The organism is Amycolatopsis sp. NPDC088138 (assembly GCF_044741685.1).
Lineage (GTDB): Bacteria > Actinomycetota > Actinomycetes > Mycobacteriales > Pseudonocardiaceae > Amycolatopsis.
Genome location: NZ_JBIUTB010000005.1, coordinates 71,345 through 92,368 on the forward strand (window position 1 = coordinate 71,345; position 21,024 = coordinate 92,368).

Annotated in this window: 17 protein-coding genes; 7 read left to right on the top strand and 10 right to left on the bottom strand. The window is 72.9% G+C overall.

What is annotated here, in order from left to right:
* Positions 1-9: 9 nt before the first annotated feature.
* From ACIOD2_RS26750 to ACIOD2_RS26765, 4 genes are all read right to left on the bottom strand, one after another.
* Positions 10-1,323, bottom strand: a complete 1,314-nt coding sequence (locus ACIOD2_RS26750; protein ID WP_400543488.1) for a WXG100 family type VII secretion target — start codon at positions 1,321-1,323, stop codon at positions 10-12.
* Positions 1,320-1,703, bottom strand: a complete 384-nt coding sequence (locus ACIOD2_RS26755) for a hypothetical protein (RefSeq protein ID WP_400546090.1) — start codon at positions 1,701-1,703, stop codon at positions 1,320-1,322. The genes ACIOD2_RS26750 and ACIOD2_RS26755 overlap by 4 nt, the downstream gene beginning before the upstream one ends.
* Positions 1,704-1,806: 103 nt before the next feature.
* Entirely contained in the window at positions 1,807-2,109 is a 303-nt protein-coding gene (locus ACIOD2_RS26760) for a hypothetical protein (protein WP_072480751.1), read from the bottom strand.
* 17 nt (positions 2,110-2,126) lie between these two features.
* Complete coding sequence (locus ACIOD2_RS26765; RefSeq protein ID WP_323332635.1) at positions 2,127-2,471, bottom strand: WXG100 family type VII secretion target; 345 nt, start codon at positions 2,469-2,471, stop codon at positions 2,127-2,129.
* Positions 2,472-2,687: 216 nt separating this feature from the next.
* Here ACIOD2_RS26765 and ACIOD2_RS26770 point away from each other — a divergent pair, with 216 nt between their 5' ends.
* Together ACIOD2_RS26770 and ACIOD2_RS26775 are read left to right on the top strand one after the other, a co-directional pair.
* The gene (locus tag ACIOD2_RS26770) at positions 2,688-3,671 is read left to right on the top strand and encodes a hypothetical protein (protein ID WP_400543492.1); all 984 of its coding nucleotides are present in this window, start codon (positions 2,688-2,690) and stop codon (positions 3,669-3,671) included.
* 30 nt (positions 3,672-3,701) lie between these two features.
* A complete protein-coding gene (locus tag ACIOD2_RS26775; RefSeq protein ID WP_400543495.1) occupies positions 3,702-5,165 on the top strand; it encodes a class I adenylate-forming enzyme family protein in 1,464 nt (487 codons plus the stop codon).
* Here ACIOD2_RS26775 and ACIOD2_RS26780 read toward each other — a convergent pair.
* From ACIOD2_RS26780 to ACIOD2_RS26790, 3 genes are all read right to left on the bottom strand, one after another.
* Entirely contained in the window at positions 5,162-5,638 is a 477-nt protein-coding gene (locus ACIOD2_RS26780; protein ID WP_400543498.1) for a nucleotidyltransferase domain-containing protein, read from the bottom strand. The two genes, ACIOD2_RS26775 and ACIOD2_RS26780, sit on opposite strands and share 4 nt — an antisense overlap.
* Positions 5,638-6,081, bottom strand: a complete 444-nt coding sequence (locus ACIOD2_RS26785) for a YdeI/OmpD-associated family protein (RefSeq protein ID WP_400543501.1) — start codon at positions 6,079-6,081, stop codon at positions 5,638-5,640. The genes ACIOD2_RS26780 and ACIOD2_RS26785 overlap by 1 nt, the downstream gene beginning before the upstream one ends.
* A 66-nt stretch (positions 6,082-6,147) precedes the next feature.
* Positions 6,148-6,864: a S1 family peptidase gene (locus ACIOD2_RS26790; protein ID WP_400543504.1), complete on the bottom strand. Its 717-nt coding sequence runs from the start codon at positions 6,862-6,864 to the stop codon at positions 6,148-6,150.
* A gap of 264 nt (positions 6,865-7,128) precedes the next feature.
* Here ACIOD2_RS26790 and ACIOD2_RS26795 point away from each other — a divergent pair, with 264 nt between their 5' ends.
* Positions 7,129-7,398 (top strand): hypothetical protein, encoded by a 270-nt coding sequence (locus ACIOD2_RS26795; protein WP_400543507.1) that lies wholly within the window; start codon positions 7,129-7,131, stop codon positions 7,396-7,398.
* Positions 7,399-7,530: 132 nt separating this feature from the next.
* Here the strand turns inward: ACIOD2_RS26795 and ACIOD2_RS26800 are convergent, their stop codons facing one another.
* The 3 genes from ACIOD2_RS26800 to ACIOD2_RS26810 all read right to left on the bottom strand — a co-directional run bounded on the left by ACIOD2_RS26800 (position 7,531) and on the right by ACIOD2_RS26810 (position 11,723).
* Positions 7,531-9,462: an FG-GAP-like repeat-containing protein gene (locus ACIOD2_RS26800; RefSeq protein ID WP_400543510.1), complete on the bottom strand. Its 1,932-nt coding sequence runs from the start codon at positions 9,460-9,462 to the stop codon at positions 7,531-7,533.
* A gap of 33 nt (positions 9,463-9,495) precedes the next feature.
* A complete protein-coding gene (locus ACIOD2_RS26805) occupies positions 9,496-11,037 on the bottom strand; it encodes a tachylectin-related carbohydrate-binding protein (protein ID WP_400543513.1) in 1,542 nt (513 codons plus the stop codon).
* 185 nt (positions 11,038-11,222) lie between these two features.
* Positions 11,223-11,723, bottom strand: coding sequence for a hypothetical protein (locus ACIOD2_RS26810; protein WP_400543516.1), 501 nt, complete (start codon positions 11,721-11,723; stop codon positions 11,223-11,225).
* Between the two features lie 389 nt (positions 11,724-12,112).
* Between ACIOD2_RS26810 and ACIOD2_RS26815 the strand changes: the two genes are divergently transcribed.
* The 4 genes from ACIOD2_RS26815 to ACIOD2_RS26830 all read left to right on the top strand — a co-directional run bounded on the left by ACIOD2_RS26815 (position 12,113) and on the right by ACIOD2_RS26830 (position 21,007).
* The gene (locus tag ACIOD2_RS26815; RefSeq protein ID WP_400543519.1) at positions 12,113-16,150 is read left to right on the top strand and encodes a polymorphic toxin-type HINT domain-containing protein; all 4,038 of its coding nucleotides are present in this window, start codon (positions 12,113-12,115) and stop codon (positions 16,148-16,150) included.
* Positions 16,150-16,719 (top strand): hypothetical protein, encoded by a 570-nt coding sequence (locus ACIOD2_RS26820; protein WP_400543522.1) that lies wholly within the window; start codon positions 16,150-16,152, stop codon positions 16,717-16,719. The genes ACIOD2_RS26815 and ACIOD2_RS26820 overlap by 1 nt, the downstream gene beginning before the upstream one ends.
* A 238-nt stretch (positions 16,720-16,957) precedes the next feature.
* Positions 16,958-20,647, top strand: a complete 3,690-nt coding sequence (locus tag ACIOD2_RS26825; protein WP_400543525.1) for an ALF repeat-containing protein — start codon at positions 16,958-16,960, stop codon at positions 20,645-20,647.
* On the top strand, positions 20,648-21,007 hold the full coding sequence (locus tag ACIOD2_RS26830; protein ID WP_400543528.1) for a DUF6086 family protein: 360 nt from the start codon (positions 20,648-20,650) through the stop codon (positions 21,005-21,007).
* Positions 21,008-21,024 lie beyond the last annotated feature (17 nt).

Genomic DNA, 21,024 nt, shown 5'->3' on the forward strand with positions numbered 1-21,024 from the left:
CTTCTTCTCTTAGTAGACGTCCGGCTCTTCGCCGATCACCGGCGGCGCGACCGGGGCGGACTGGCCCCAGACGTTCTCCGTCTCGACCAGCCAGGCCGGGATCCGGCGGCCGGACCCCATGTCCCCGCCGCCGCCCATGCCCATCGGCATCATGGGCATCATCGGCATCGCGCTCTTGGCGGCCGCCGCACCGGCGGCGCCGACCGCGCTGCCCGCGAGCCCGCTGAGCGCGTTGCCCGAACCGCCGTCGCCGGCCAGGCCGGAGTGCGCCGCCGGGGCGTCCGCGCCGCCGCCGGCCGAAAGGCCGCCACCGCCGGGGATACCGCCGCCGAGCGAGGGCGCGTCGCCCCCGCCGATCGGGATGCCGCCACCGGCCCCGCCTTCGACACCGGCGCCGCCGCCGAGCTTCGTGCCGGGCGCCTCGTCCTTGTTCTCCTTCGGGTCCTTGCCGGACGCCCAGCCGGGCACCTTCGGCATGATCGAACCGAAGCGGCCGAACGCGGCGGCCGAGGCCGCGGCGAGCCCGGCGGTGAACATGTCGCCGAAGAGCGGGTTCGACGTCGGCACGGTCGTGCCGGGCTGCTGCGTGGTGCCGTCGGCGCCGGGCAGCGGGTGCCCGTCGGTCGGGGTGACGACGACGCCGGGGTCGGCCGTGCCGTTGCCGACGAGGCCGGGTGAGCCGACGCTGCCCGCGCCACCGCCGGCGGGCGGGGCGACCGGCGTCTCGACGGCGTTCGGCGACGCCGGGATCGAGTCCTCGGCGACGTTGTACTCACCGGCCAGCGTGGTCATCACGGCGATGGCCTTGCCGTGCGCGGAGCCCGCGGCGTTGGCGGCGGACTGCTGCGCCTCGACGTTCGTGATCGCCTGCTGGCGCTGCTGCGCGGCGGCCTGCATGACGGCGGGCGAGGCGTCCGGCGGCAGCAGCGGCGGGTTCACCGCGAGCGCGACGTCGGAGGGGGAGACGTCCGGCACCGAGACCGGCGGCGGCATCTCCTTCTTGGCCTTGACCAGCGCGTCGGCGGCGTCGTCGAGCATCACGTTCATCGCCTCGGCGGTCTGCGCCACCTTGGCGATGCCGTTCGCGAGGTCGACGATCATGTGCTGGTACTGGTCGGCGGCGCCACCGGTCCACTGGTCCTTGAACTCGGTGAGCTCGGAGTTCAGGTTGTGGGCCTGCTCGTGCAGGTGCAGCGCGGCGGACTTCCACTTGTCGGCGGCGTGCCGCGCGCTGTTCGGGTCGCCGGCCTGCAGCATCGCGTACAGCTGCTGATGGCTGTACGCGGCGAAGTTCGTGTGCGCGGTGTCGTGGTGGTGGGTCATCCCTTGCTCCCGTTGCTGTCACCGAGGCCGAGGAGGCCGAGCACCGGGTCCAGCAGGCCGGTGACGGCACCCGAGCTGTGCAGGTCGCCGGCCACCGACTGGTCGGCGTTCGCGTAGCCGTCGGCGACCGTGTTCGTGACGTCCTGCGCGAACCCGATCGCGCTGCGGACCTGGTCGAGCAGGCCCTGCATCTCCGACACCGCGGCGCGGTTGGCGTCGGCCAGCGACCCGGCCTCGCCGAACTCGCCGAACAGCAGCGGCTCGTCGCCGAGGGTGAGGAGGAAGTCGTTCGGTTTGGACATCGCCTGGATCTGGGTTTCCAGCTCCCGCACGAAGTCCTTCAGCGATTCCAGGTGGACGTAGTACGACTGGTCGTGCATCGGGTCCCGGCTCTCTCGTCGCACGCTTGGGGATGTGGGAAAGCCGGTCGGCCGGTGCGAGCGGGGGGTTTCCCGCACCGGCCGACCGACGTCTGGGCGCGGATCAGCCCGCGAACAGTCCCTGGTTGCGGTTCTCCAGCTGCTGCTGGAGGTCGTGGGCCTCGCCGACCTTGCCGCCGAACTGCGCGATGATGGCGACGATGTCCGCGGTGGCCTGGCGCAGCCGGGTCTCCGACTGGCGCGCCGCGTCACCGGCGGAGCTGCCGGAGGCGTACCAGGTGGCGGTGATGGGCTGGAGGTTCTGGTGCAGCTGCTCCAGCTGCGAGGTGAGCGCCTTGGCCTTGGCGGCCAGGGACGCCGAGCTGTGCTGCAGCGCGGCGAAGTTGATTTCGACGACGTCGGCCATCGGTACGTCCTCTCGGGTCAGGGGTTGAGGCGGGGGATCACGCCCGAGCCCTCGAGGGTGTTGCCGACCCCCTGGAAGCTCTGGTGGACGTCGGCGTCGCCGCGGCCGTAGTTCGCGTGGCTGGTGTGGACGAGCTGCGACATGGTGTCGAGCTCCTTGACCGCCGTGGTCATCTTCTCCTGCAGCCGGCGCTGGAGGTCCCAGAACGCCACGGCCTGGTCACCCTTGTAGTTGCGCAGGGCCTCGGTCAGCTCGGACTCCAAGCTGGCCATCGTGGACTTGGCGTTCGTCGCGGTTTCCTCGAAACCCTGGACGGCGCGCGTCATGGCAGCGGAATCTGCCTGGAATCCCGGACTGGACATCGACGGGCCACCTCCTTCCTGAAGCGAATTCCCCTGGCGCGGTGATCCGCGCGGTGTGAAAGTCACGCTAGAAAGAAGGGGGGTGTGGTCAAACGGCACAACTGCCGGTCGTACTGACGGCACTATTACCCACAGGGGCCCGGTAGGGAGGGCCCCACCTCCGGACGGGGGCGCGCTCCAGTGCCCGCGCACGCCCTCCCGGCCAGGCTGTGAACCATGGCAGACAAGGGAAATCCGCTGGTCACGCTCCGGTCGTGGCACCGCCCGCTGGTGGTGCTGGCCGGGGCCATGGCGCTGCTGTGCGCGGCGTCGCTGCTCGGGCTGCTCGTCGATGATCGCACGCTGGTCAACGCACCCATCTGGCTCAAGCCGCTCAAGTTCTCGGTGTCGATCGGGACGTACGCCCTGACGCTGGCCTGGCTGCTGTCGCTGCTGCGCCGTGGACGGCGGGCGGGCTGGTGGTTCGGCACGGTGTTCGCGGCCGGGATCGGCGTCGACGTCGGCCTGATCGTGGTCCAGATGATCTTCCGCGACCACACGCTGCACTTCAACAAGGCGACCCCGGCCGACGTGATGATCAACAACGTGGTCGCCGGCGGGGCCTACGCGGCGTTCCTGATGACGGCGGCCGTCGTCGTGCTGCTGCTGTTCCAGCGCCTGCCGGACCGCGCGCTGGCCTCGGCGCTGCGGTGGGGGACGGGGCTCGCCCTGGCCGGGATGGCCGTCGCGATGCTGATGTTCTCGCCGACCCCGGCGCAGCAGGCGGTGCTGGACGCGGGTGGCAAGCCCGCGACGTTCGGTGCGCACTCGGTCGGCGTCGCGGACGGCGGGCCCGGGCTGCCGGTGCTCGGCTGGAGCACGGCCGGCGGCGACATGCGGATCCCGCACTTCGTCGGCATCCACGGCCTGCAGGTGCTGCCGCTGGTCGCGTTCGGGCTCCTGCTGCTCGCCCGCCGGTACCCGCAGCTCTCGTCGGACCTCGTCCGGCGACGGCTGGTCCGGACGGCGGGGCTCGGTTACGCGGGGCTGATCGTGCTGCTGACCTGGCAGGCGCAGCGCGGCCAGTCGATCGTCCACCCGGACTTCCGGACGCTCACCGCGGCGGCCACGCTGGCCGTGCTGGTCACGGCGTCGGCGGTGCTGTCGGTGCGGGTGCGCGACCGTGTGGTCTCTGCCGAAATTCTGAGATCCGCCCGGTAGACCGGGGGCCCCGGACGGAAGGCGGTCGAAATGGTCCACCCGCAGGCGCTGCTCACCGAACTGGACCGCGCGCCGGACGTGGCCGCGTTCGAACGCGGCGGCGAGGTGACCACCCGCGCGTCGGTGAAGGACCTGATCGGCCGGTTCACCGCGGGGCTGCGGGCCGCCGGGCTGGGGCCGGGTGACGGCGTCGGGATCGCCACCGCCGTCACGCCGGAGGGCTTCGCCGCGATCGTCGCCGCGCACGTGCTCGGCTGCCGGGTCGTCTGTGTGCGGGCCGGGCTGCCGGTGCCGCAGCTGCGGCACATCGTCGAGGACGTCGGCGCGCTCGTGGTCGACGAGGCGTCCGAGTCACCCGAGCTGCTCGGCACCGTCGCCGGCGCGCTGATCCTGCGAATCGGGCCGGAGCTGCTCTCCGCGTACGAGGAGCCGGTGCCCGCCGGGCGGCCCGGCGACATCGCGACCGTCGTGTTCACCAGCGGCAGCACCGGCGTCCCGAAGGGTGTCGCCTTCGACTACCGGGCGCTGACCGAGGGCCGGGTGTGGCGGGCGCCCGAGCCGGGCTCGGCCCACGAGAAGCTCGGCGCGGGGTTCGGCCGGTTCCTGCTGTTCGGCACGCTCTCCAGCGCCGTGATGCTCGAACAGACCGCGCTCTGCCTGCTCTCCGGCGGGACGGCGGTGATCCCGGACGGGCTCCCGGACTTCCCGTGGATCCTGCCGCGGCTGCGGGTGAGCGCGGCGCTGATGACCGTGCCGCGGCTGCACCAGGTGCTGGACGTCCTGCGGGCCGAGGACGTCGACCTGAGCGACCTGCGGACGCTGATCGTGGCCGGCTCGCCGGTGCCGCCGCACAAGCTCGCCGAGGCGGCCGAGCTGATCGGGCCCGCGATGCACCACGCGTACGGCCAGACCGAGACCGGGATGCTGACCGTGTGCGGGGCGGACGAGGGGGCCGGGTCGGTCGGCAAGGCGTGCGACACGGTCGAAATCGAGGTCCGCGACGAGGCCGGTGCCTCTTTGCCTCAGGGGCGGGAAGGCGAGGTCTGGGTGCGCACGCCGTCGGCGCTGGCGGGTTACTGGCGCGACGAGACCACCACGGCCGAGGTGCTGCGCGAGGGCTGGGTCCGCACCCAGGACCTCGGGCACCTCGACGCCGAGGGGTACCTGCACCTGTCCGGGCGCGCCCGCGACGTCGTGATCGTCAACGCGATCATCCACTACACCGGCCCGATCGAGCAGGCGATCGCCGCGCACCCGGACGTCGACCAGGCCTACGTCGTGGCGGTGCCGGACGCGCACACCGGCGAGGCGGCGGTCGCGTTCGTGCTGCCGGTGCCGGGGCACTCGCCGGACCTCGGCGAGGTGCGCAAGGCGGTGGCGGCCGAGCTGGGGGAGGCGGCGGTGCCGGCGCGGTTCGAGCTGGTGGACTCGGTGCCGGTGGCGCCGTCCGGGAAGCCGGACAAGGCGGCGCTGCGAGCGTCCGTTGTGGACTAGAAGTGCGTTTCGACGCCGAATTCTTCGCGTAGGGCGCGCATGTCCGCGAGGTCGTGCTCGGCCGGCTCGTAACCCTGGTGGAAGAACACCTGCTGGGCCACCGAAACGCACGGTACGTCGACGCCGCCGATCCGGCCGGTGACAAAACACCCGGCGGGGTAGGGGAAGGTCCCGTCGGGAGCGGCCTGGACGGCCGAGCCGTCCTCGGCGAAGACCAGCGGGTGCAGGTCGAGTTCGGTGCGGCCGTCGGACAGCACGAACCGGACCGGGCGCAGGTCGAGCGTCTCGCGGTAGCCGAGCGCGGCCAGCGCCGTGAGCACGGCGGGTTCCTGGTCCCGGCGGTGCGCCAGGTCGAGGTCGCGGTGTTCGCGCGTCCGGCGGCCGAGCAGCGCGTCGACGCCCCAGCCGCCCAGGACCCAGACCTGGGCCGGGGCCAGGGTTTCGAGCACCCGCAGGACCGTGCGGGCGTCCACTACTTCCCGGCGTGCAGGTCCGTGACGGCCTTGGCGATCCGGCGCTGCCGGGTCTCCTCGGTCTTCGCCTGCCCGATCGGCAGCACGTACCGCTGTTTCCCGCTGTAGGACAGGCTTTCGAAGCGCTTCAGCGCCTCGGGATCGGCGGCCAGCGCCGTCGTGAAGTCCTCGGGGATCTCCAGCTCGCGCGGCGCGGTGTCGAGGACGATCTCGACGTCGACGTCGTCACCGGCGGAAACCCCGGCCTTCTCGCGGTTCTCGGCGCTGAGCGGCACGAGGTACTGCCCGCCGCGGCTCGCGACCGTGGTGCGGTAGCTGTGGCCGCCGAGGGTGATGGTGACCGCGGGCTTCTTGCCGGCGCCGAGTGCCTCGACGACGTCGTCGGGGACCGGCAGGCCGGTCGCCGTCTTGCCGCCGAGCAGGACCGTGGTGCGGAACTTCATGGGGCGAGTATGCCCCGGCCGCGCCGTGACGGCCTCCCGGGCGGTGAGGCCGTCACGGCGGCGGGCTCAGACGCCCGCGGTGGTGCGGATCCAGCTGCGGCTCGACGCGACGCTCGCGTAGTTCTGCGTGCCCTGCGGGTTCGAACCGGAGTTGTTGCCCGTGGAGCAGACGCCGACCTGGACGCCGTTGGAGAGCTCCGGGCCGCCCGAGTCGCCGTGCCAGGCCGAGCCGTTGACACCCTGGCTGGCGATCGCCGTGCCGCCGAAGGCGTCCGTGCTGGTGCCGGTGACGCGGACGTTGGCGGTCTTCAGCGTGCTCGACGGCGGGCTGGTGCCCTGCGTGCGGCCCCAGCCGTAGATCTGGTTGGTGGCCCCGGACGGCGGGTTGCCGGTGCCGAGCTTCATGTACGTCGTGTTCACCGCGGTCGAGAGGTGCAGCAGCGCGATGTCGCCGTTGGGCGAGGCCTTCTGCTGGTCGACGACGGCGTTCGTGCCCTGCTGGAGGGTCACGTTGCCGACCTTCACGTGCATGCCGGGCGAGTTCAGGCAGTGCTGGGCGGTGAGCACCCACTGCGGGGCGATGATCGTCCCGGAGCACTCGAAACCGCCGTAGGTGGTGACGTTGTTCCAGTAGATCTGGGCGCCCCACGGGGCGGAGGAGACCGTGCTCCCGCCGATGATGTCCTGCTGGGCGTCCGCGATCCCCGCGGAGACCAAGCTCAACGCCGCGGCGGCGGCTCCTACCGCGGCCACTGCCCTCGAAGCCTTTCGAAGCACCGACATTCGCATGAAAATGCCCTTCGGCCAGGTGATCCGGATGTCGCCCCGAGATCCGGGCAACGAGCACAAACGTAAGTTCGTGGGAGGTTTCCGGGTACCTACCGAAGTCGGTAACTCGCCGACGGTCCCCGGACGATCGAATCCACCGCACAGCACCTCGACCGGAACGCGTCGGCGGGCGCCTGGACCGCGGCGGCGGACGCTCAGGGGTGAATACGATCATTACACCAATGCCGAGTCAGAGTTTCTCGCCCGCAGGGGGACGCAATGCCGAGTGAAGAGTCCGGACTACGGGCGATGGTCGTCGCGGGGACTCCGTTCCTCGACCTCCTCGAACACCTGAAGAGACGCGCCGGAGGAAAGCTCTCACCCGGCGGGTTCCTGCGGATTCTGCAGGAGGAAGCCGGGATCTCCTTCACCAAGACCCGGGACATCCTCGAGCACTTCAACCCCGGCATGGACCCGATCGCGTCGCCCGAGGTGATCAACGAACGGTGGCGGGTGCTACTGGCCGGCTGGGAACTGGACCGGCAGTGACCCGGGGGGAGCTGTTGCCGTGGTGATCGCGGCTCAGGAATCAACGAACCGAGATGCATCAGCGCACGCTGCCGGACTCCCGGACGTGGGACCCTTCCCCCGGGACGCGTGTCCCGGGGGAAGGCCCGTCTGCTAGAGGAGCTCGATCGCCCGGGGCACCGGGACTTCGCTGTTGTAGGCGAAGTTGTCGTGCCACTTGACGCTGTTGCCGACGAATTTCGTGCCGTCGGAGGGCGAGACGAACACGTCCGCCGCCGAGCCGCGGGTGAACGTCACGATGTCGGCTTTGCCGTCGCCGTCGAAGTCCCCGACGCCGGGCACCTCGCCGTCGATCGTGAAGTGGTCGTGCCACTTGACGGTGGTCCCGACGAACTTGGTGCCGTCCGACAGCGCGACGAAGACGTCCGAGGCCGTGCCGCGGGTGAAGGTGGCGATGTCGGCCTTGCCGTCGCCGTTGAAGTCCCCGATGGCCGGGACCTCGTCGTTGAAGGCGAAGTTGTCGTGCCACTTGACGCCGTCGCCGGCGAACTTGGTGCCGTCCGACAGGGCGACGAAGACGTCGCCGGCCGTGCCGCGGGTGAACACGGCGATGTCGTCCTTGCCGTCACCGTTGAAGTCCCCGACGTACGGCAGCTCGCTGCCGATGCCGAAGTGGTCGTGCCAGAGGGTGGCGGTGCCGAACTTCGTGCCGTCGGACAGCGACACGATCACGTCGGCGGTGCTGCCGCGCTTGAAGGCCGCGATGTCGTCCTTGCCGTCGCCGTTGAAGTCGCCGACGGCGGGGATCTCGTCGTTGATGCCGAAGAAGTCGTGCCAGAGGGTGGCGGGCCCGAACTTCGTGCCGTCGGACAGCGCGACGACGACGTCGCCACTCGTGCCGCGCTTGAAGACGACGGCGTCGACCTTGCCGTCGCCGTTGAAGTCGCCGCTCAGCGGGACCTCGGTGCCGGCCCCGAGGTTGCTGCCCCACTGGGCGGTGGTGCCGACGAACTTGGTGCCGTCCGAGCCCGCGGCGAAGACGTCACCGGCGGTGCCGCGGGTGAAGGTGGCGATGTCGTCCTTGCCGTCGCCGGTGAAGTCGCTGACCGACCGGGCGGTCGTGGTGGCGGAGACGGTGTCACTCGGTTCGCTCGACGAGCCGCCGGACGGCCGCGCTACGACCCGGTAGTACCAGGTCTGCTTCGACGGCACGGAGGTGTGGACGTACGACGTGGCGGAGGTGCCGCCGAGCAGGTGCGCCGCGTCGATCGGGACCTGCGCGGTGGTGCCGCCGTAGACGGTGTAGGACGCGTGGTCCTCCGCGCGCAGCGGCGACCACGAGACCGTGACGCTGTGGTTGCCGCCCTTCGCGGTGGGCGCGAGCACCTGGCCGCGGATCCAGGCGTTGAGGTCGTCGACACGCGGTGCGGTGGTGCCCTGGCGGGTTTCGGTCTCGGCGAAGCAGCCGTGCTGCCACGACGTGCCCGCCACCCCGAACAGCTCCGTGACCCCGCCGATCTCGCGGACGACCGGCCCGCCGGCGTCACCCTTGCAGGCGTCGGCGCCGTTGTCGCCGGTCAGCGCGAGCGAGGCCGTCGTCGTCGCCGACGTCGTGGTGAAGGTCGCGGTGTGCGGCTGGTCCGGGACCCACTCGTCCGACGTCCGGCCGTAGCCGATCAGGCGCAGCTTCTCGCCGACCACCAGGGAGGTCGCCGGCAGCGCGACGGCGGGCACGTCGGTGAACGCGGTGTCCAGGCGGGCCAGAGCGACACCGCGGTCGCCGCGGACGACGACGTTCGTCACCTTCGCGGTGCGACCGGGCCGGCCGACGAGCGCGCCCGTGGCCTTGGCGGGCACGCCGCCCTGCGGGGTCTCCGGGAAGCAGCTCGCCGCGGTGACCACCCAGCTCGGGGCGACCAGCGCACCGCTGCAGGCGCGGCCGTCGGCGGTCAGCTTGGCGGCGAAGCCGTAGGAGTCGGTGGGGGTGCTCGCCGAGACGGCGGACGCCGGGGCGGCGCCGGCCGCGGTCGCGGCCAGCACGACGGCCGAAGCCGCCGCGAATCTCAGTCCGGTGGTTCTGCGCATGGGGAACTGCTCCTGGTACGAGGTGACGCGGCGTCAGCCGCTGAGCTTGCAGGAATCGGGTGCGGCGGTGACGTGGATCTCGGTGTCCCAGCCCGAGCCGACGGTCACGCCCATGTGGTCGGGGCCCGACGGGGCCCAGCTGTCGGTGTTGTCGGAGTAGCGGTACCAGCGCAGGACCGGCCCGGCCGCGCCCGACCACGGGCTGTGGCCCTGGCTGCCCCGGCCGTACAGGATGTCGCCGCCCGGCGAGAAGATCTCGCTGAACATGTGCCAGCCGACCCCGACCGGCTTGTCCTTCTGGGTCCACGCCGACGTCGCGAAGTCGTACTTGAAGCGGAGCAGCTCGCCGCCCGGCTTCCGGGCGTACAGCACGCCGTCGCCGGCCGCGGTGACCGAGTCGAAGCGCGCCCAGCCGGTGTCGAGGACGTCGCCGCCGCCGTTGACCCACGAGCCTGCGGTGTCGTCCCAGACGTAGACCTTCAGCCGGCCCTGGTCGTCGACCATGAAGATCCGGCCCTGCTCGTCGATCGTGACGCGGTTCTTGTACTCGCCGGTGAGGTAGCGCTGCCAGCCGCTGCCGACCTGGCCGCCGCCGGTCCAGTGCGAGCCGGTCCACACCCAGCGCTTGAGCGCGCCGTCGGCGTACTGGTCGGCCGAGCCGTTGTTGCGGTGCAGGTCCCAGACGACGCCGCCCTTGCCGGCCAGCGTGCGGCCGGTCCAGCCGGAGCCGATCGACGCGTTCGGCGTCGACCAGTTCAGCCCGCCGTCGGCGACGGAAGCGTGGACGTAGCGCCAGAGACTGCCGTCCGGGTGCACGGTCCAGACCGCGGCGCCGGACGGGCACGACACCGGCGTCGGCACGATCGTCCCGCGGATCCAGTCGCCGAGGTCGTCGACGCGGGTTTCCACGCTGCCCTGGCGGGTCTCGGTGACGTCGAGGCAGCCGTGCTGCCACGAACCGCTGTTCAGCGCCACGATCTGGGCGGCCGCGCCGCTGCCGCGCAGGGCCGGACCACCCGCGTCTCCCTTGCAGGTGTCGACGCCGCCGGGTGCGGTGAGCGTGACGGCCGCGCCGGTGCCGCCCGAGACGGTGAACGGCGCGACCCGCGGCCGCGCGGGCACCCACTCGGTCGTGGTGCGGCCGAATCCGGCCACCTGCAGGGTTTCCCCGGCCTGCGGCGCGGTGGTGGCCACGGCCGCCGGGGCGACACCCGCCGCCGCGACCTCGAGCTTCGCGACGACGACGTCCCGGTCGGCGCGGCGCACGACCTTGGTCACCTTCGTGGTGTGGCCCGCGCCGGTGCTCACGTCGACGTCACCGACCGAGACCGTGGCGGCTTCGGCCGGGGCTCCAAGGGGGCCCGGCGTCAGGCAGGCCGCCGACGTGAGGATCCACGACGGGTCGATCAGGGCGCCGGAGCAGGCCTTGGTCGGCGTGGTGATCCGCGCGAGGAACGGATGGGTGCCTGCCGGGACGGCGGTGCCGCCGGACAGCGCTTCGACGGGTGCGGCGGTCAGGAGACCGCCGGCGAGCAGCGTCACGGAGAGGGCGGTGATCCGGCCTCGGGTGCGCATGGTTCCCCCCTGGGACGAGAACGGTCGGAAAAGGTGCCGGCTGCGATTTCCCGGCGGTTGACGCGGTGTGCGCGCCGATTCCGCGGGCGCGAAAAACCGCGCCCGCGGAATCGGCGGGCGTGCCGTTTCAGGAATTGCCGCGGAGTGCGGCGAAGGACGTATATGCCGATACTCCGAATGCCCGGTCAGGCCGAAGCGCGCAGCTCCAGAAGCGTCGAGGGGTCGGTTCCGGCGCCTTCGCCGATCCCGGTCCAGCCGTTCTTGGCGACCGGCACGGTGCTGTTCTGGCCGTTGATCTCGATGGTCGCCTGCACCGTGTGGTTGTCGCCCTTGACCTGGTAGGCGAACGGCACCTCGAGACGGAGGTAGCCGGTCGTGCCGGTGACCCGGAAGCAGTAGTGGCCGGGGTCCGGGCTGTGGTCGGCGGAGTTGTAGGCGTGCACCTCGAGCAGGCCGGCCGGGCCGCAGTCGGCGAGCAGGATGTGCCCGTCGCCGCTGATCAGGGTGAGGGCGCGGTCCTGGAAGATCTGCGCCGCGCCCGGGTAGGAGTAGTCCTCGACGATGGGCGGCGGCGTGTCGTCGGCCGGTGCCGCGCCGGTGGCGGCCGACGCCGCGGCGGCCGAGCCGGTGGCGGCCAGAGCGGTGATCCCCACGGCCAGTGCGATGAAACGCGCGCGTGTGCGCATGACTCCCCCTACGGATCGAAAACGGCATGACCGGCCGGCGGCGCTGCACACGCCGCGACAGGACATCAAGAGATCGCGGCCGACCCCGAGCGGACGCGATCCGGACTCTAATCACGACCTCGGCGCGGAGTCAACAAATGCCCGCCAGTGGGCTCGGACACCACCGTGATCTTGACTGTGATCACCGGCTCACCCGATTGCGGCTTCCGGAGTGTTCCTTACTTCTGCTACTTTTTGACCGCTTTGGGGGGAGGATCCAGGGCATAGCCAGGGCGGAAAGCCCTTTCTTTCTTGTGCGCGGGGAACCCGGGTGTGCGGTGCCGGGTTTCTCATGCGCGCTTCCCCCGTGACGGCGACGAGTTCCGGTGCGCACGGGAGGTCTGGGCGGAGTGAGAGTCAAGAGGTTCGGCGCGAGAGCGCGCACAGCGCTGGTGGTCACCTTGGTGGCCGCGGTGGGGGCGGGGCCGCTCTCGGTACCCGCGGCGGCGGCGGAACCCGCGGCCGGGCCGGCCGAGCGCGCGCAGGTCGTCGCGGTGTGGCAGGCCGGCGGGCCGGCGACGAAGGACGCGGCGGCCGCGGCGCTGATCGGCTCGGACGCCGAGGTGCACACGTTCCTGGCCACGGGCAAGGCCGTCGCGGCCGAGCACGACGACCGGATCAAGGTCAGCCAGCTGCTGACCGTCGCCGGGTCGGGGCTGCAGCGCGCGGCGCAGGCGGCGTTGAACGGTTCGGCCGCCGACGTCCACACGTTCCTGGCCACCGGCTGGCAGCAGCCGTGGCGCAACGACGACCGCGCGCAGGTTTCGCGGTACATCACCACCGGCGGGCACTGGGTCCAGGTGGCCGGCCAGAAGGCCCTCGACGGCACCGACGACGACGTCCGCAAGTTCCTCGACTCCGGGCGGCAGCAGGCCCAGAACGACGACGACCGGATCAAGGTCAGCCAGCTGATGACCACCGGCGGCCCGGAGGTCAAGAAGGCGGCGCAGCGCGCGCTCGACGGCACGGTCGAGGACATCCAGGCGTTCCTCGAGACCGGCTACGCGCTCGCCGCGGAACGGGACCAGGAGACCGCGACCGTCGCGCACCTCGCCGACCTGGCGCGCGACGCCGGAGCGCAGGCTGCGGCGCAGACGAAGCAGGCGCAGGACGCGGCCGACCGCGCGATCGCCGCGGCGCAGCGGGCGAAGGAAGCGGCCCAGCGGGCGGCGGCCGAGACGCAGGCCGCGCGGGACTCGTCGGTGCAGGCGGCCGGCGCGGCGAGCCGGGCCGCGAACGCCGCGCGCAGTGCGGCCGACGCGGCGAAGACCGCGATCGGCGCGGCCGCGGAGGCGAACCGCGCGTCGCGGGTGGCGGCGAACGCGGCCGCCCAGGCCGCGACGGCGGCGTCGATGGCCGAGCAGGCGTGTTCCCGGGCGTACTCGGCGGCTTCGGCCGCGGCGGCGGACGGCGCCCACGCGGCCGAAGCCCGTCAGGCCGCGGTGGACGCGCGCAACGTCGCGGCCGGCGCCCGTGCGGCGGCCGACGCGGCGAACGCGGCGGGCCAGGCGGCGGACGCTTCGGGCCGGGCCGCGGGTGCGGCGCGGAGTGCGAGCTCGAACGCCGACGCGGCGGCGTCCGCGGCGAGTGAGGCGGCCGGGTACGCGCGGTCGGCGGGTGCGGACGCGAGCCAGGCGGAGAGCGCGGCGGCGACGGCCCGCGCGGCGGCGGCGCGCGCGAACCGCGCGGCGAACGCGGCGGAGTCCCTGGCCGGCCAGGCCGCGACGGCGGCCCGCCAGGCCCGTGACGCGGCCAACGCGTCGGCGGCGCACGCAGAAGCGGCGGCCACGGCAGCCGACCAGGCCGCGGCGGCGGCCGACCAGGCGAAGAAGGACGCGGAAGCGGCGTCTCGCTATGCGGCGTCAGCAAAGGCCTCGGCGGACACGGCGACCACGGCGGCCACCCAGGCGGCCAACCTGGAGAAGACCTCCCGCGACGCGGACGCGGCGCGCCTGGAGGCCCAGCGGGACCAGGCGATCGCGGACGCGGAGGCGGCCAAGCAGGCGGAGGACACCCGCAAGGCCGCGGGCGAGTGGAAGGCGGGCGAGGCAGCGGCCCGATCGGCGGAGACCCAGCGCCTGCTGGACGAAGCAGCCAACCCGGCGACGGCCCCGGAGACGGTGGTCCTCGACACCCGCAAGGCGGCGGTCCAGCTGCTGCGGTCCGGTGGCCCGTGGACCAAGGCGGCCGCGGCGGCCACGCTCTCGGGTGACGAAGCCGGGCTGCGGCAGTTCGTCCGCAGTGGACTCGCTTCCGCCGCCCAGCAGGACGACCGGACGAGCGTCGCCGTGCTGCGGGACACCTCGGACAACCCGCGTTACCAGCAGGCCGCGCGCACCGCGTTCGCCGGCACCACCTCGCAGGTCTCCGACTTCCTGCGCACCCGGGACTACGCGGGCAAGGCCGACGACGACCGCGTCGCGGTCCAGCTGATCCTCAACAACGGCGGGCCGGCGACGAAGGAAGCGGCCAACCGCGCGCTCAACGGCACGGCGGCGGACATCGCCGGGTTCCTGCGCACCGGGCAGTACGTGGCCGCCGAACACGACGACCGCATCGCCGTCACCCAGTTCCTCACCACCGGCGGGCCCGAGGTCCAGGCCGCGGCCCAGGCGGCGCTGTCCGGACCCGTTTCGTCGCTCAAGAAGTTCCTGGGCAACGAGCGGTTCGACGCCGAGCAGCGGGACATCGACACCGCCACGCACGCGGCCGACGTGCACCGGTACGTCACCGAGGCCGCCAGCGTCGCGGCGACGGCCCAGGCGAACGCCGCGCTCGCCGCCGAGGCGGCGGCCCGGGCCCGCAACGCCGCCGACGAAGCCACGCAAGCGGCCACGGAGGCGCGCAAGCAGGCCGACCAGGCCGGCATCTACGCCGAGCAGGCACGCAAGTCCGCGGCCGACGCCCAGAAGTCGGCGGACCAGGCGGCGCAGTCGGCTCGGCAGGCCAGGGGAGCCGCGCAGGACGCGCAGCGGGACGCGAAAGCGGCCGCCTCGTCGGCGACCCGGGCCCGGGCGTCCGCGGTGCGGGCCAACGACTCGGCCGCCGCGGCCCAGACGTACGCCGAGCAGGCGCGGGCTTCGGCCCTCGCCGCGGGCAAGGACGCGGCCGAGGCGGCCCAGGCCGCCGACGACGCGGCGAAGATCGCCGCGGACAAGCGGGCGGCCGAGGACGCCAAGAACCAGGCGGCCGGCCCGAGCACCGGGCCGCTGACCCCGGACGACGAGGCGGCCCTGCGCGCGCAGGGCGGCCAGGAGCTGGTCGACCAGTACAACCAGGCGAAGGCGCTGACCGAGAAGTCCATCATCGACTGGATCATCGAAAACGGCGGGCAGATCCTGATCGATCTGTTCATCGGCGGCATCAAGGCCTGCATCAACGACCCGGGCATCGTCAACTGCATCATGGGCGCGGTCGATATCGCGTCGCTGGGCCTGGCCGCGATCAAGGCGTTCGAGGTCGGCAAGGCGTTGTGGCGGGTCATCTCCGGCATCGGCAAGTTCGTCGAGGACGTGGCCCGGGCGCGCACCTTCCTGGGCCGGGGCAAGGAGATCATCGAAGCGGCGCGGGTCGGGAACTGCTTCCCCGCCGGGACGATCGTGCGGACCGCCACCGGGCCGAAACCGATCGAGCAGGTCGCCAAGGGGGAGCGGGTCTGGGCGAAGAACCCGGTGACCGGGCGTTCGGAACTGCGCGCGGTCGTCGCCACCTTCACCAAGAAGACCGACGCGCTGATCGCCGTCACCGTGGGGACGACCGTCGTGAAGGCCACGACCGAGCACCCGTTCTGGGTCACCGGGAAGGGGTGGACCCGCGCGGCCGACCTGAAGGCCGGTGACGAGCTCGACGCCCAGGACGGCGGCCGGGCGGCGGTCACGTCGCTGACCCGGGAGGCGGCGCCCGCCACCGTCTACAACTTCGAGGTCGACACCGACCACGACTACCGGGTGACACCGCTCGGCCTGCTGGTGCACAACACGTGCAAGCCGCTGCCGAACAAGCTCCCGGGGGACCTGCCCCAGGAACTCGCCACCGCGGAGCGGCTGAACGTCCGGCCGGTGTCCGCCGCGCCCGGAGCCGAGCTCGACTCGGTGCTGGCCCGGTCGGACCTGGAAGGCAAGATCAAGTGGGCGATCCTCGACGACGGTAGGCTCGTGGTCATGCCGCACACCGTCCACGGGGAAGAGATCTCGCACGCCGTGCTCAGCGGCGGGGCGTCCGTGCGGGCCGCCGGTGAGGCGACCATCGCGGGCTCGGCCGACATGGGGTACTTCGGCATCGAGATCTCCAGCCGCAGCGGGCACTTCGTCGGCAGCGACGAAGCGCTCTGGGAGCCGATCATGAAGCTGGGCAAGGACGCGTTCGGCCAGCTGGGGATCCACTTCTGATGGTCACCGGGGTCGAGGACCTCGACCGGCTGTCGCTGCGGGAGCGCTTCGGCTGGTGGCAGGGCGGCGGCCGGCTCCCGGCCGCCGCCGGGGAAAGCCCGTGGCTGGGTGTGGTGCAGGCGCTGACCATGCCGCTGGTGCGGGAGCTCCGGCACCCGGAGGAATCGGCCGAGGAATTGTCCGAGGCCGAATTCGACCGGTTTCTCCGCGTGGCCGACGAAGTGCTGTCGTTTCTCGAAGAGTGCCGGCTGATGAGCGGGCACGAAGTGCTGACGCGCAGGCTCGCACTGGCGTCGGCACTCGCCGAATCGGGAATTTCCCTGCCCGATTCACCGCTCACGGCCGATCGGGTGGTGCGGCAGGTGATCGCCGTGGTGACGCCGGACCGGCTGGCCGAGGCGAGCCGGCTCGGTCCGGTGTGGACCACGCTGGAGAGCGCGGAAATCCTGCGGCTGCGGCACTTGAAGCAGCTGATCCGGCTCGCGCTGGGCCTGCGGGACCACCTGGGTGACACCGGGTCCGCCGCGACGGTTTCGAGCTGGCTGCCGGTGTGTTCCGCGCTGCCGTGAACCGGACCGTGGTCGCCTCCCCGAATTCCTCCTGAATCCGGAGAGAAGACCGCGGTCCGTTCACATTTCGGATGCCGCCGGTTTTGTCCGCTTGTGAAAAACTTGCGCCACCGGGTTCCTGCTGGCTACCCTTTCCCGAAGTGGGTGGGGGATTCGTGGGTCTTCTTCATATGCTTTTCCGGGTCGCCTTCCGCGTCGACGATGAATCGTTCCGGTTCCGGGAAGGAAGCGACCGCACATGAGAATCAGATGGTCATGGCCGGGCAGAGCCCGCGCCGCGGTGGGGCTCGTCGCCGCCGTGGCGCTCACCGTGGGCCTGGTGCCCGCGGCGGCGGCCGAAGGCACTCCGCCGCCGCTCACCGACCGGCAGCAGCTCATCGCGTTGCTGCGCACGGGCGGCCCCGTGGTGTCCCGCGCGGCCGAGGCCGCGTTGTGCGGGACCGACGACGACGTCCGGGCGTTCGTCAGCTCCGGGCTGGCGCGGATGCAGGAGGTCGAGGACCGGGTCTCGGTCCAGAAGATGCTCACGGCCGGCGGGCCGGCCACCCAGCACGCGGCCAACGGGGCGCTGAGCGGCGCGATCGGTGACGTCCGGACGTTCCTCACCGCGGGCTGGCAGCAGCCGTGGCGCGACGACGTGCGCATCCAGGTCACCCGGCTGCTCACGGCGGCGACCGGGCCGCGGGTGAAGGCGGCCGCCAACACCGCGCTCAACGGCACCACCGACGCCCAGCTGGCCTTCCTCGAGTCCGGCTGGCAGCAGGCGCAGGACGTCGACGACCGGATCGCCGTGCAGCTGCTGCTCACCAACGGCGGCCCGGAAGTCAAGAAGGCCGCGAACCAGGCGCTGTCGTCGACCATCGAGAGCGTCCGGGAGTTCCTCCGCACCGGCTACCAGGTGGCCACCCAGCGGGACGCGGAAACGCTTTCCGTCAGCGCGCTGGCCGATCTGGCGAAGGGCGCGCAGGCGCGCTCCGCGGTGCAGACCCAGGCCGCGAAGGACGCCGCCGACCAGGCGGTGGCGGCCGCCGCGGCCGCCAGGGCCGCCGCGGAGACCGCGGCGGAGGAGACCCGGCAGGCGCAGGGCTCGGCCGCCCAGGCGGCGAGCGCCGCCGGACGCGCGGCGGACGCCGCGAACCGGGCCGCGCAAGCCGCGCAGAAGGCGATCAACGCCGCCTCGGCGGCCGCGAGTGCCGCGCGCGAGGCGTCGCACGCCGCGAGCCAGGCGGCGTGGGCCGCGTCGATGGCGGGCCAGGCGGCCGCCAGGGCACGCAACGCCGCCGCCGCGGCCGCGACCGACCGCGGGCAGGCGGACGCCGCCCGTGACGCCGCGCAGAAGGCCCGCGACGCCGCGATCGGGGCACGGACCGCCGCGGACGCCGTCGCCCAGGCCGTCGAGGCCGTTCGCCAGGTCTCGGTGGCGGCCCAGGCCGCCGCCTCCGCGGCCGGTGACGCCGCGGCCGCCGCCCAGGCGTCGCGGGACGCCGGCGGGTGGGCCCAGCAGGCCGGTGCCAGCTCCGCCGAAGCCGCGGCCGCCGCCAACCGGGCGCAGCGCAATGCCGACGAGGCCAAGCGGGCCGCCGGTGCGGCGATGTCCCTCGCCAACGACGCGGCCGTGGCCGCGGGTCAGGCGCGGCAGGCCGCGACGGACGCGGCCACCCACGCCGACAACGCGGCGAAGGCGGCCGACGAAGCCGCACAGCACGCCGGTGAAGCGGCCGGCGCGGCGGACCGCGCGCAGGCGGCGGCCACCGAGGCCAAGAACGAAGCCGACAGCGCGCAGGTGGCGGCCGACCAGGCGAAGACCACGGCCGAGCTGGCTCGCCGCGCGGACACCGAGCGGCTGGCCGAACAGCAGTCGCAGGCGACGCGGGACGCCGAGGATGCCAAGCAGGCCGAAGCCGACCAGGTGAGCACCCCGCACTGGACGGCAGGCGCCGCCGAGCAGGTCGACGCGGCCACCCAGCAGCTCGTGACGGCGGCGGCCGACCCGGCAACGGCCCCGGCCACCGCGGTCTCGGACGGCAGGCGCGCGGCAGCCGCGCTGTGGCACAACGGCGGGCCGAAGGTGCGGCTCGCCGCGTCGGACGCGCTCGGTGGCACCGACGCGCAGGTCGTCGGCTTCGCTCGCGCCGGGCTCGCCGCCGCGATCGAGCAGGACGACCGGCTGAGCGTCACCATCGTCGCCGGCGCGACCACGATCCCCGCCCAGCGCACGGCCGCGAACACCGCCAACGCCGGCAACTACGACCAGGTCAAGGAGTTCCTGCGCACGCGGGCCTACCCGCACAAGGACGACGACGACCGGGTCGCCGTCCAGAAGATCCTCAACACCGGCGGGCCGATCACCCGCGACGCGGCCAACCGCGCGCTGTCGGGCACCCCCGACGACGTCCGGGCGTTCCTCGCGACCGGCCGCTACCACGCGGCCGAGGACGACGACCGGGTCGCCGTCCAGAAGGTCCTCGACGCCGGCGGCGAAGAGGTCCGCGCGGCGGCCAACGCGGCCCTGTCCGGACCGTGGTCCTACGTCAAGAAGTTCCTGGGGACCGGGCAGTTCGACGCCGCCCTCCGGGACGCCGACGCGGCCGAGCACGTCGCGCAGGTCAACGGCTACGTCGCCGATGCGGCGCAGTCGGCGGCGCTGGCCCGGCAGAACGCCGCGCTCGCCGCCCAGTACGCGGCGACCGCCCGTGGTGCCGCGGACGAGGCGGCTCAGTGGGCCGAGAAGGCGAAGACGTCCGCGACCCAGGCCGCGGAGTTCGCCGCGCAGGCGAAGGCCTCGGCCGACGACGCGAGCAAGTCGGCCGCGGAGGCGGCGTACTCGGCCAAGCAGGCCCGGGATGCCGCGGCGGCCGCCCAGGGCAGCGCGCAGGCGGCGAAGAACTCCGCCGCGCACGCCGCCCAGTCCGCCGCGCTCGCGTCGCAGTACGCCGCCCAGGCCAGGGCGTCGGCGGCGCAGGCACTGGCCGACGCGGTCGCCGCCGGCAAGTCCGCCGCCGAGGCCGCCGAAGCCGCGGCGGCCGCGCAGAACGCGGCGGTCGAGAAGCAGCGGGAAGAATCGACCCGCCAGGCCGTCACCGACATGCGGTCCTCGGTGCAGAAGCTCCGGGACCAAGCCGCGGCGGGAGCACAGGACCGGCCGGAGCTGGCGGCGTTGCGGGACGCGGCCGACCAGCTGCTGGCGATGATCGACGCGATGGCCCGCGGCACTCTCGACTTCGTGCGCGACCACGCCGGGGAGCTGCTGGCCCTCATCGCGCACCTGCTGGAGATCGGCGGCGGGATCGGGCTGGCGCTGGCCGGCGCGAGCTCGGTCGCCGGCGGCGCGGCCACGTGCGGCGAGGAGATCGCCGGCGCCACCGCGGCCGGGGCCCTCATCGGGTTGCCGGAAGGCGGGGTCGGGGCCATCCCCGGCGGCGCGATCGGGTTCCTGGGCGGCTTGGTCGCCTGCGTGTTCACCGGTGGCCCGGAAATCGCCGGTGGCATCGCCGGGATCCTCGGCGGTCTCAAGATGGCGATGGACGGCATCGAGGGCGCGGCCGGCGACGTCGAGAAGCTGGTGCAGAACAAGGGACCGCTGGAGGGCTCGAAGGACGTCAAGGTCTTCGACCCGAAGGTGCCCAACAACGGCCGGATGATCACCGACGTCGACCACGTCGAGGGCGGTGTCCTGTGGGAGGAGAAATCCGCGACGTGGGCCGGTGACGTCCCCCAGTGGGTGGACAAGCAGGTGACCGCCAAGTTCAACTCGTACCTGGAGGCGCGCGCGATCAGTCCCGAGCTCGCGGGGTACCGTGATGCCCCGATCGGCTTGCGGATGACCGTTCCCGGCGTGGAAACGGAGCTGCGCGGGGCCATCGAGGACGCGGTGAGCCAGTTCCGCACCGCGCACCCGGACGTGACCGTCTATCTGGAGTTTTCCTAGGTGAGCTACATCTTCGACGTCGACGGCCAAGTCGTCTGGAGTCCCGCGCTCCGGGTCGGCCATCTGTTCGTCACCCTGGCGGACACGCTGGCCGGTGACGCGGGTGTCGAGCCCGGCGCCACCGGGCTCGAGATGATGGCGAGCGACTACTACTACGTGAACCCGCCGGTGTTCGCCGAGTTCGTCCGGACGCTGCTCGCGAGTTCGGTGGTCACGAACGAGGTGTACGCCGAGCTGGCTCGCGGGTTCCTGGTGACCAGCCTGGTCGTCCTCGACCGCTCGGGGATCGCGATGACCTCCGAGCGGGAGGCCCACCGGGCGTTGTTCGACGCCAGGGATGCGCTGTCGTCGTCGATGTGACGACCGGATCCGGTCCC

Bases quoted from the DNA above. Each gene is read 5' to 3' on its own strand.
- ACIOD2_RS26750 (WP_400543488.1), bottom strand. From the start codon at position 1,323: ATGACCCACCACCACGACACCGCGCACACGAACTTCGCCGCGTACAGC.
- ACIOD2_RS26755 (WP_400546090.1), bottom strand. From the start codon at position 1,703: ATGCACGACCAGTCGTACTACGTCCACCTGGAATCGCTGAAGGACTTC.
- ACIOD2_RS26760 (WP_072480751.1), bottom strand. From the start codon at position 2,109: ATGGCCGACGTCGTCGAAATCAACTTCGCCGCGCTGCAGCACAGCTCG.
- ACIOD2_RS26765 (WP_323332635.1), bottom strand. From the start codon at position 2,471: ATGTCCAGTCCGGGATTCCAGGCAGATTCCGCTGCCATGACGCGCGCC.
- ACIOD2_RS26770 (WP_400543492.1), top strand. From the start codon at position 2,688: ATGGCAGACAAGGGAAATCCGCTGGTCACGCTCCGGTCGTGGCACCGC.
- ACIOD2_RS26775 (WP_400543495.1), top strand. From the start codon at position 3,702: ATGGTCCACCCGCAGGCGCTGCTCACCGAACTGGACCGCGCGCCGGAC.
- ACIOD2_RS26785 (WP_400543501.1), bottom strand. From the start codon at position 6,081: ATGAAGTTCCGCACCACGGTCCTGCTCGGCGGCAAGACGGCGACCGGC.
- ACIOD2_RS26790 (WP_400543504.1), bottom strand. From the start codon at position 6,864: ATGTCGGTGCTTCGAAAGGCTTCGAGGGCAGTGGCCGCGGTAGGAGCC.
- ACIOD2_RS26795 (WP_400543507.1), top strand. From the start codon at position 7,129: ATGCCGAGTGAAGAGTCCGGACTACGGGCGATGGTCGTCGCGGGGACT.
- ACIOD2_RS26800 (WP_400543510.1), bottom strand. From the start codon at position 9,462: ATGCGCAGAACCACCGGACTGAGATTCGCGGCGGCTTCGGCCGTCGTG.
- ACIOD2_RS26805 (WP_400543513.1), bottom strand. From the start codon at position 11,037: ATGCGCACCCGAGGCCGGATCACCGCCCTCTCCGTGACGCTGCTCGCC.
- ACIOD2_RS26810 (WP_400543516.1), bottom strand. From the start codon at position 11,723: ATGCGCACACGCGCGCGTTTCATCGCACTGGCCGTGGGGATCACCGCT.
- ACIOD2_RS26820 (WP_400543522.1), top strand. From the start codon at position 16,150: ATGGTCACCGGGGTCGAGGACCTCGACCGGCTGTCGCTGCGGGAGCGC.
- ACIOD2_RS26825 (WP_400543525.1), top strand. From the start codon at position 16,958: ATGAGAATCAGATGGTCATGGCCGGGCAGAGCCCGCGCCGCGGTGGGG.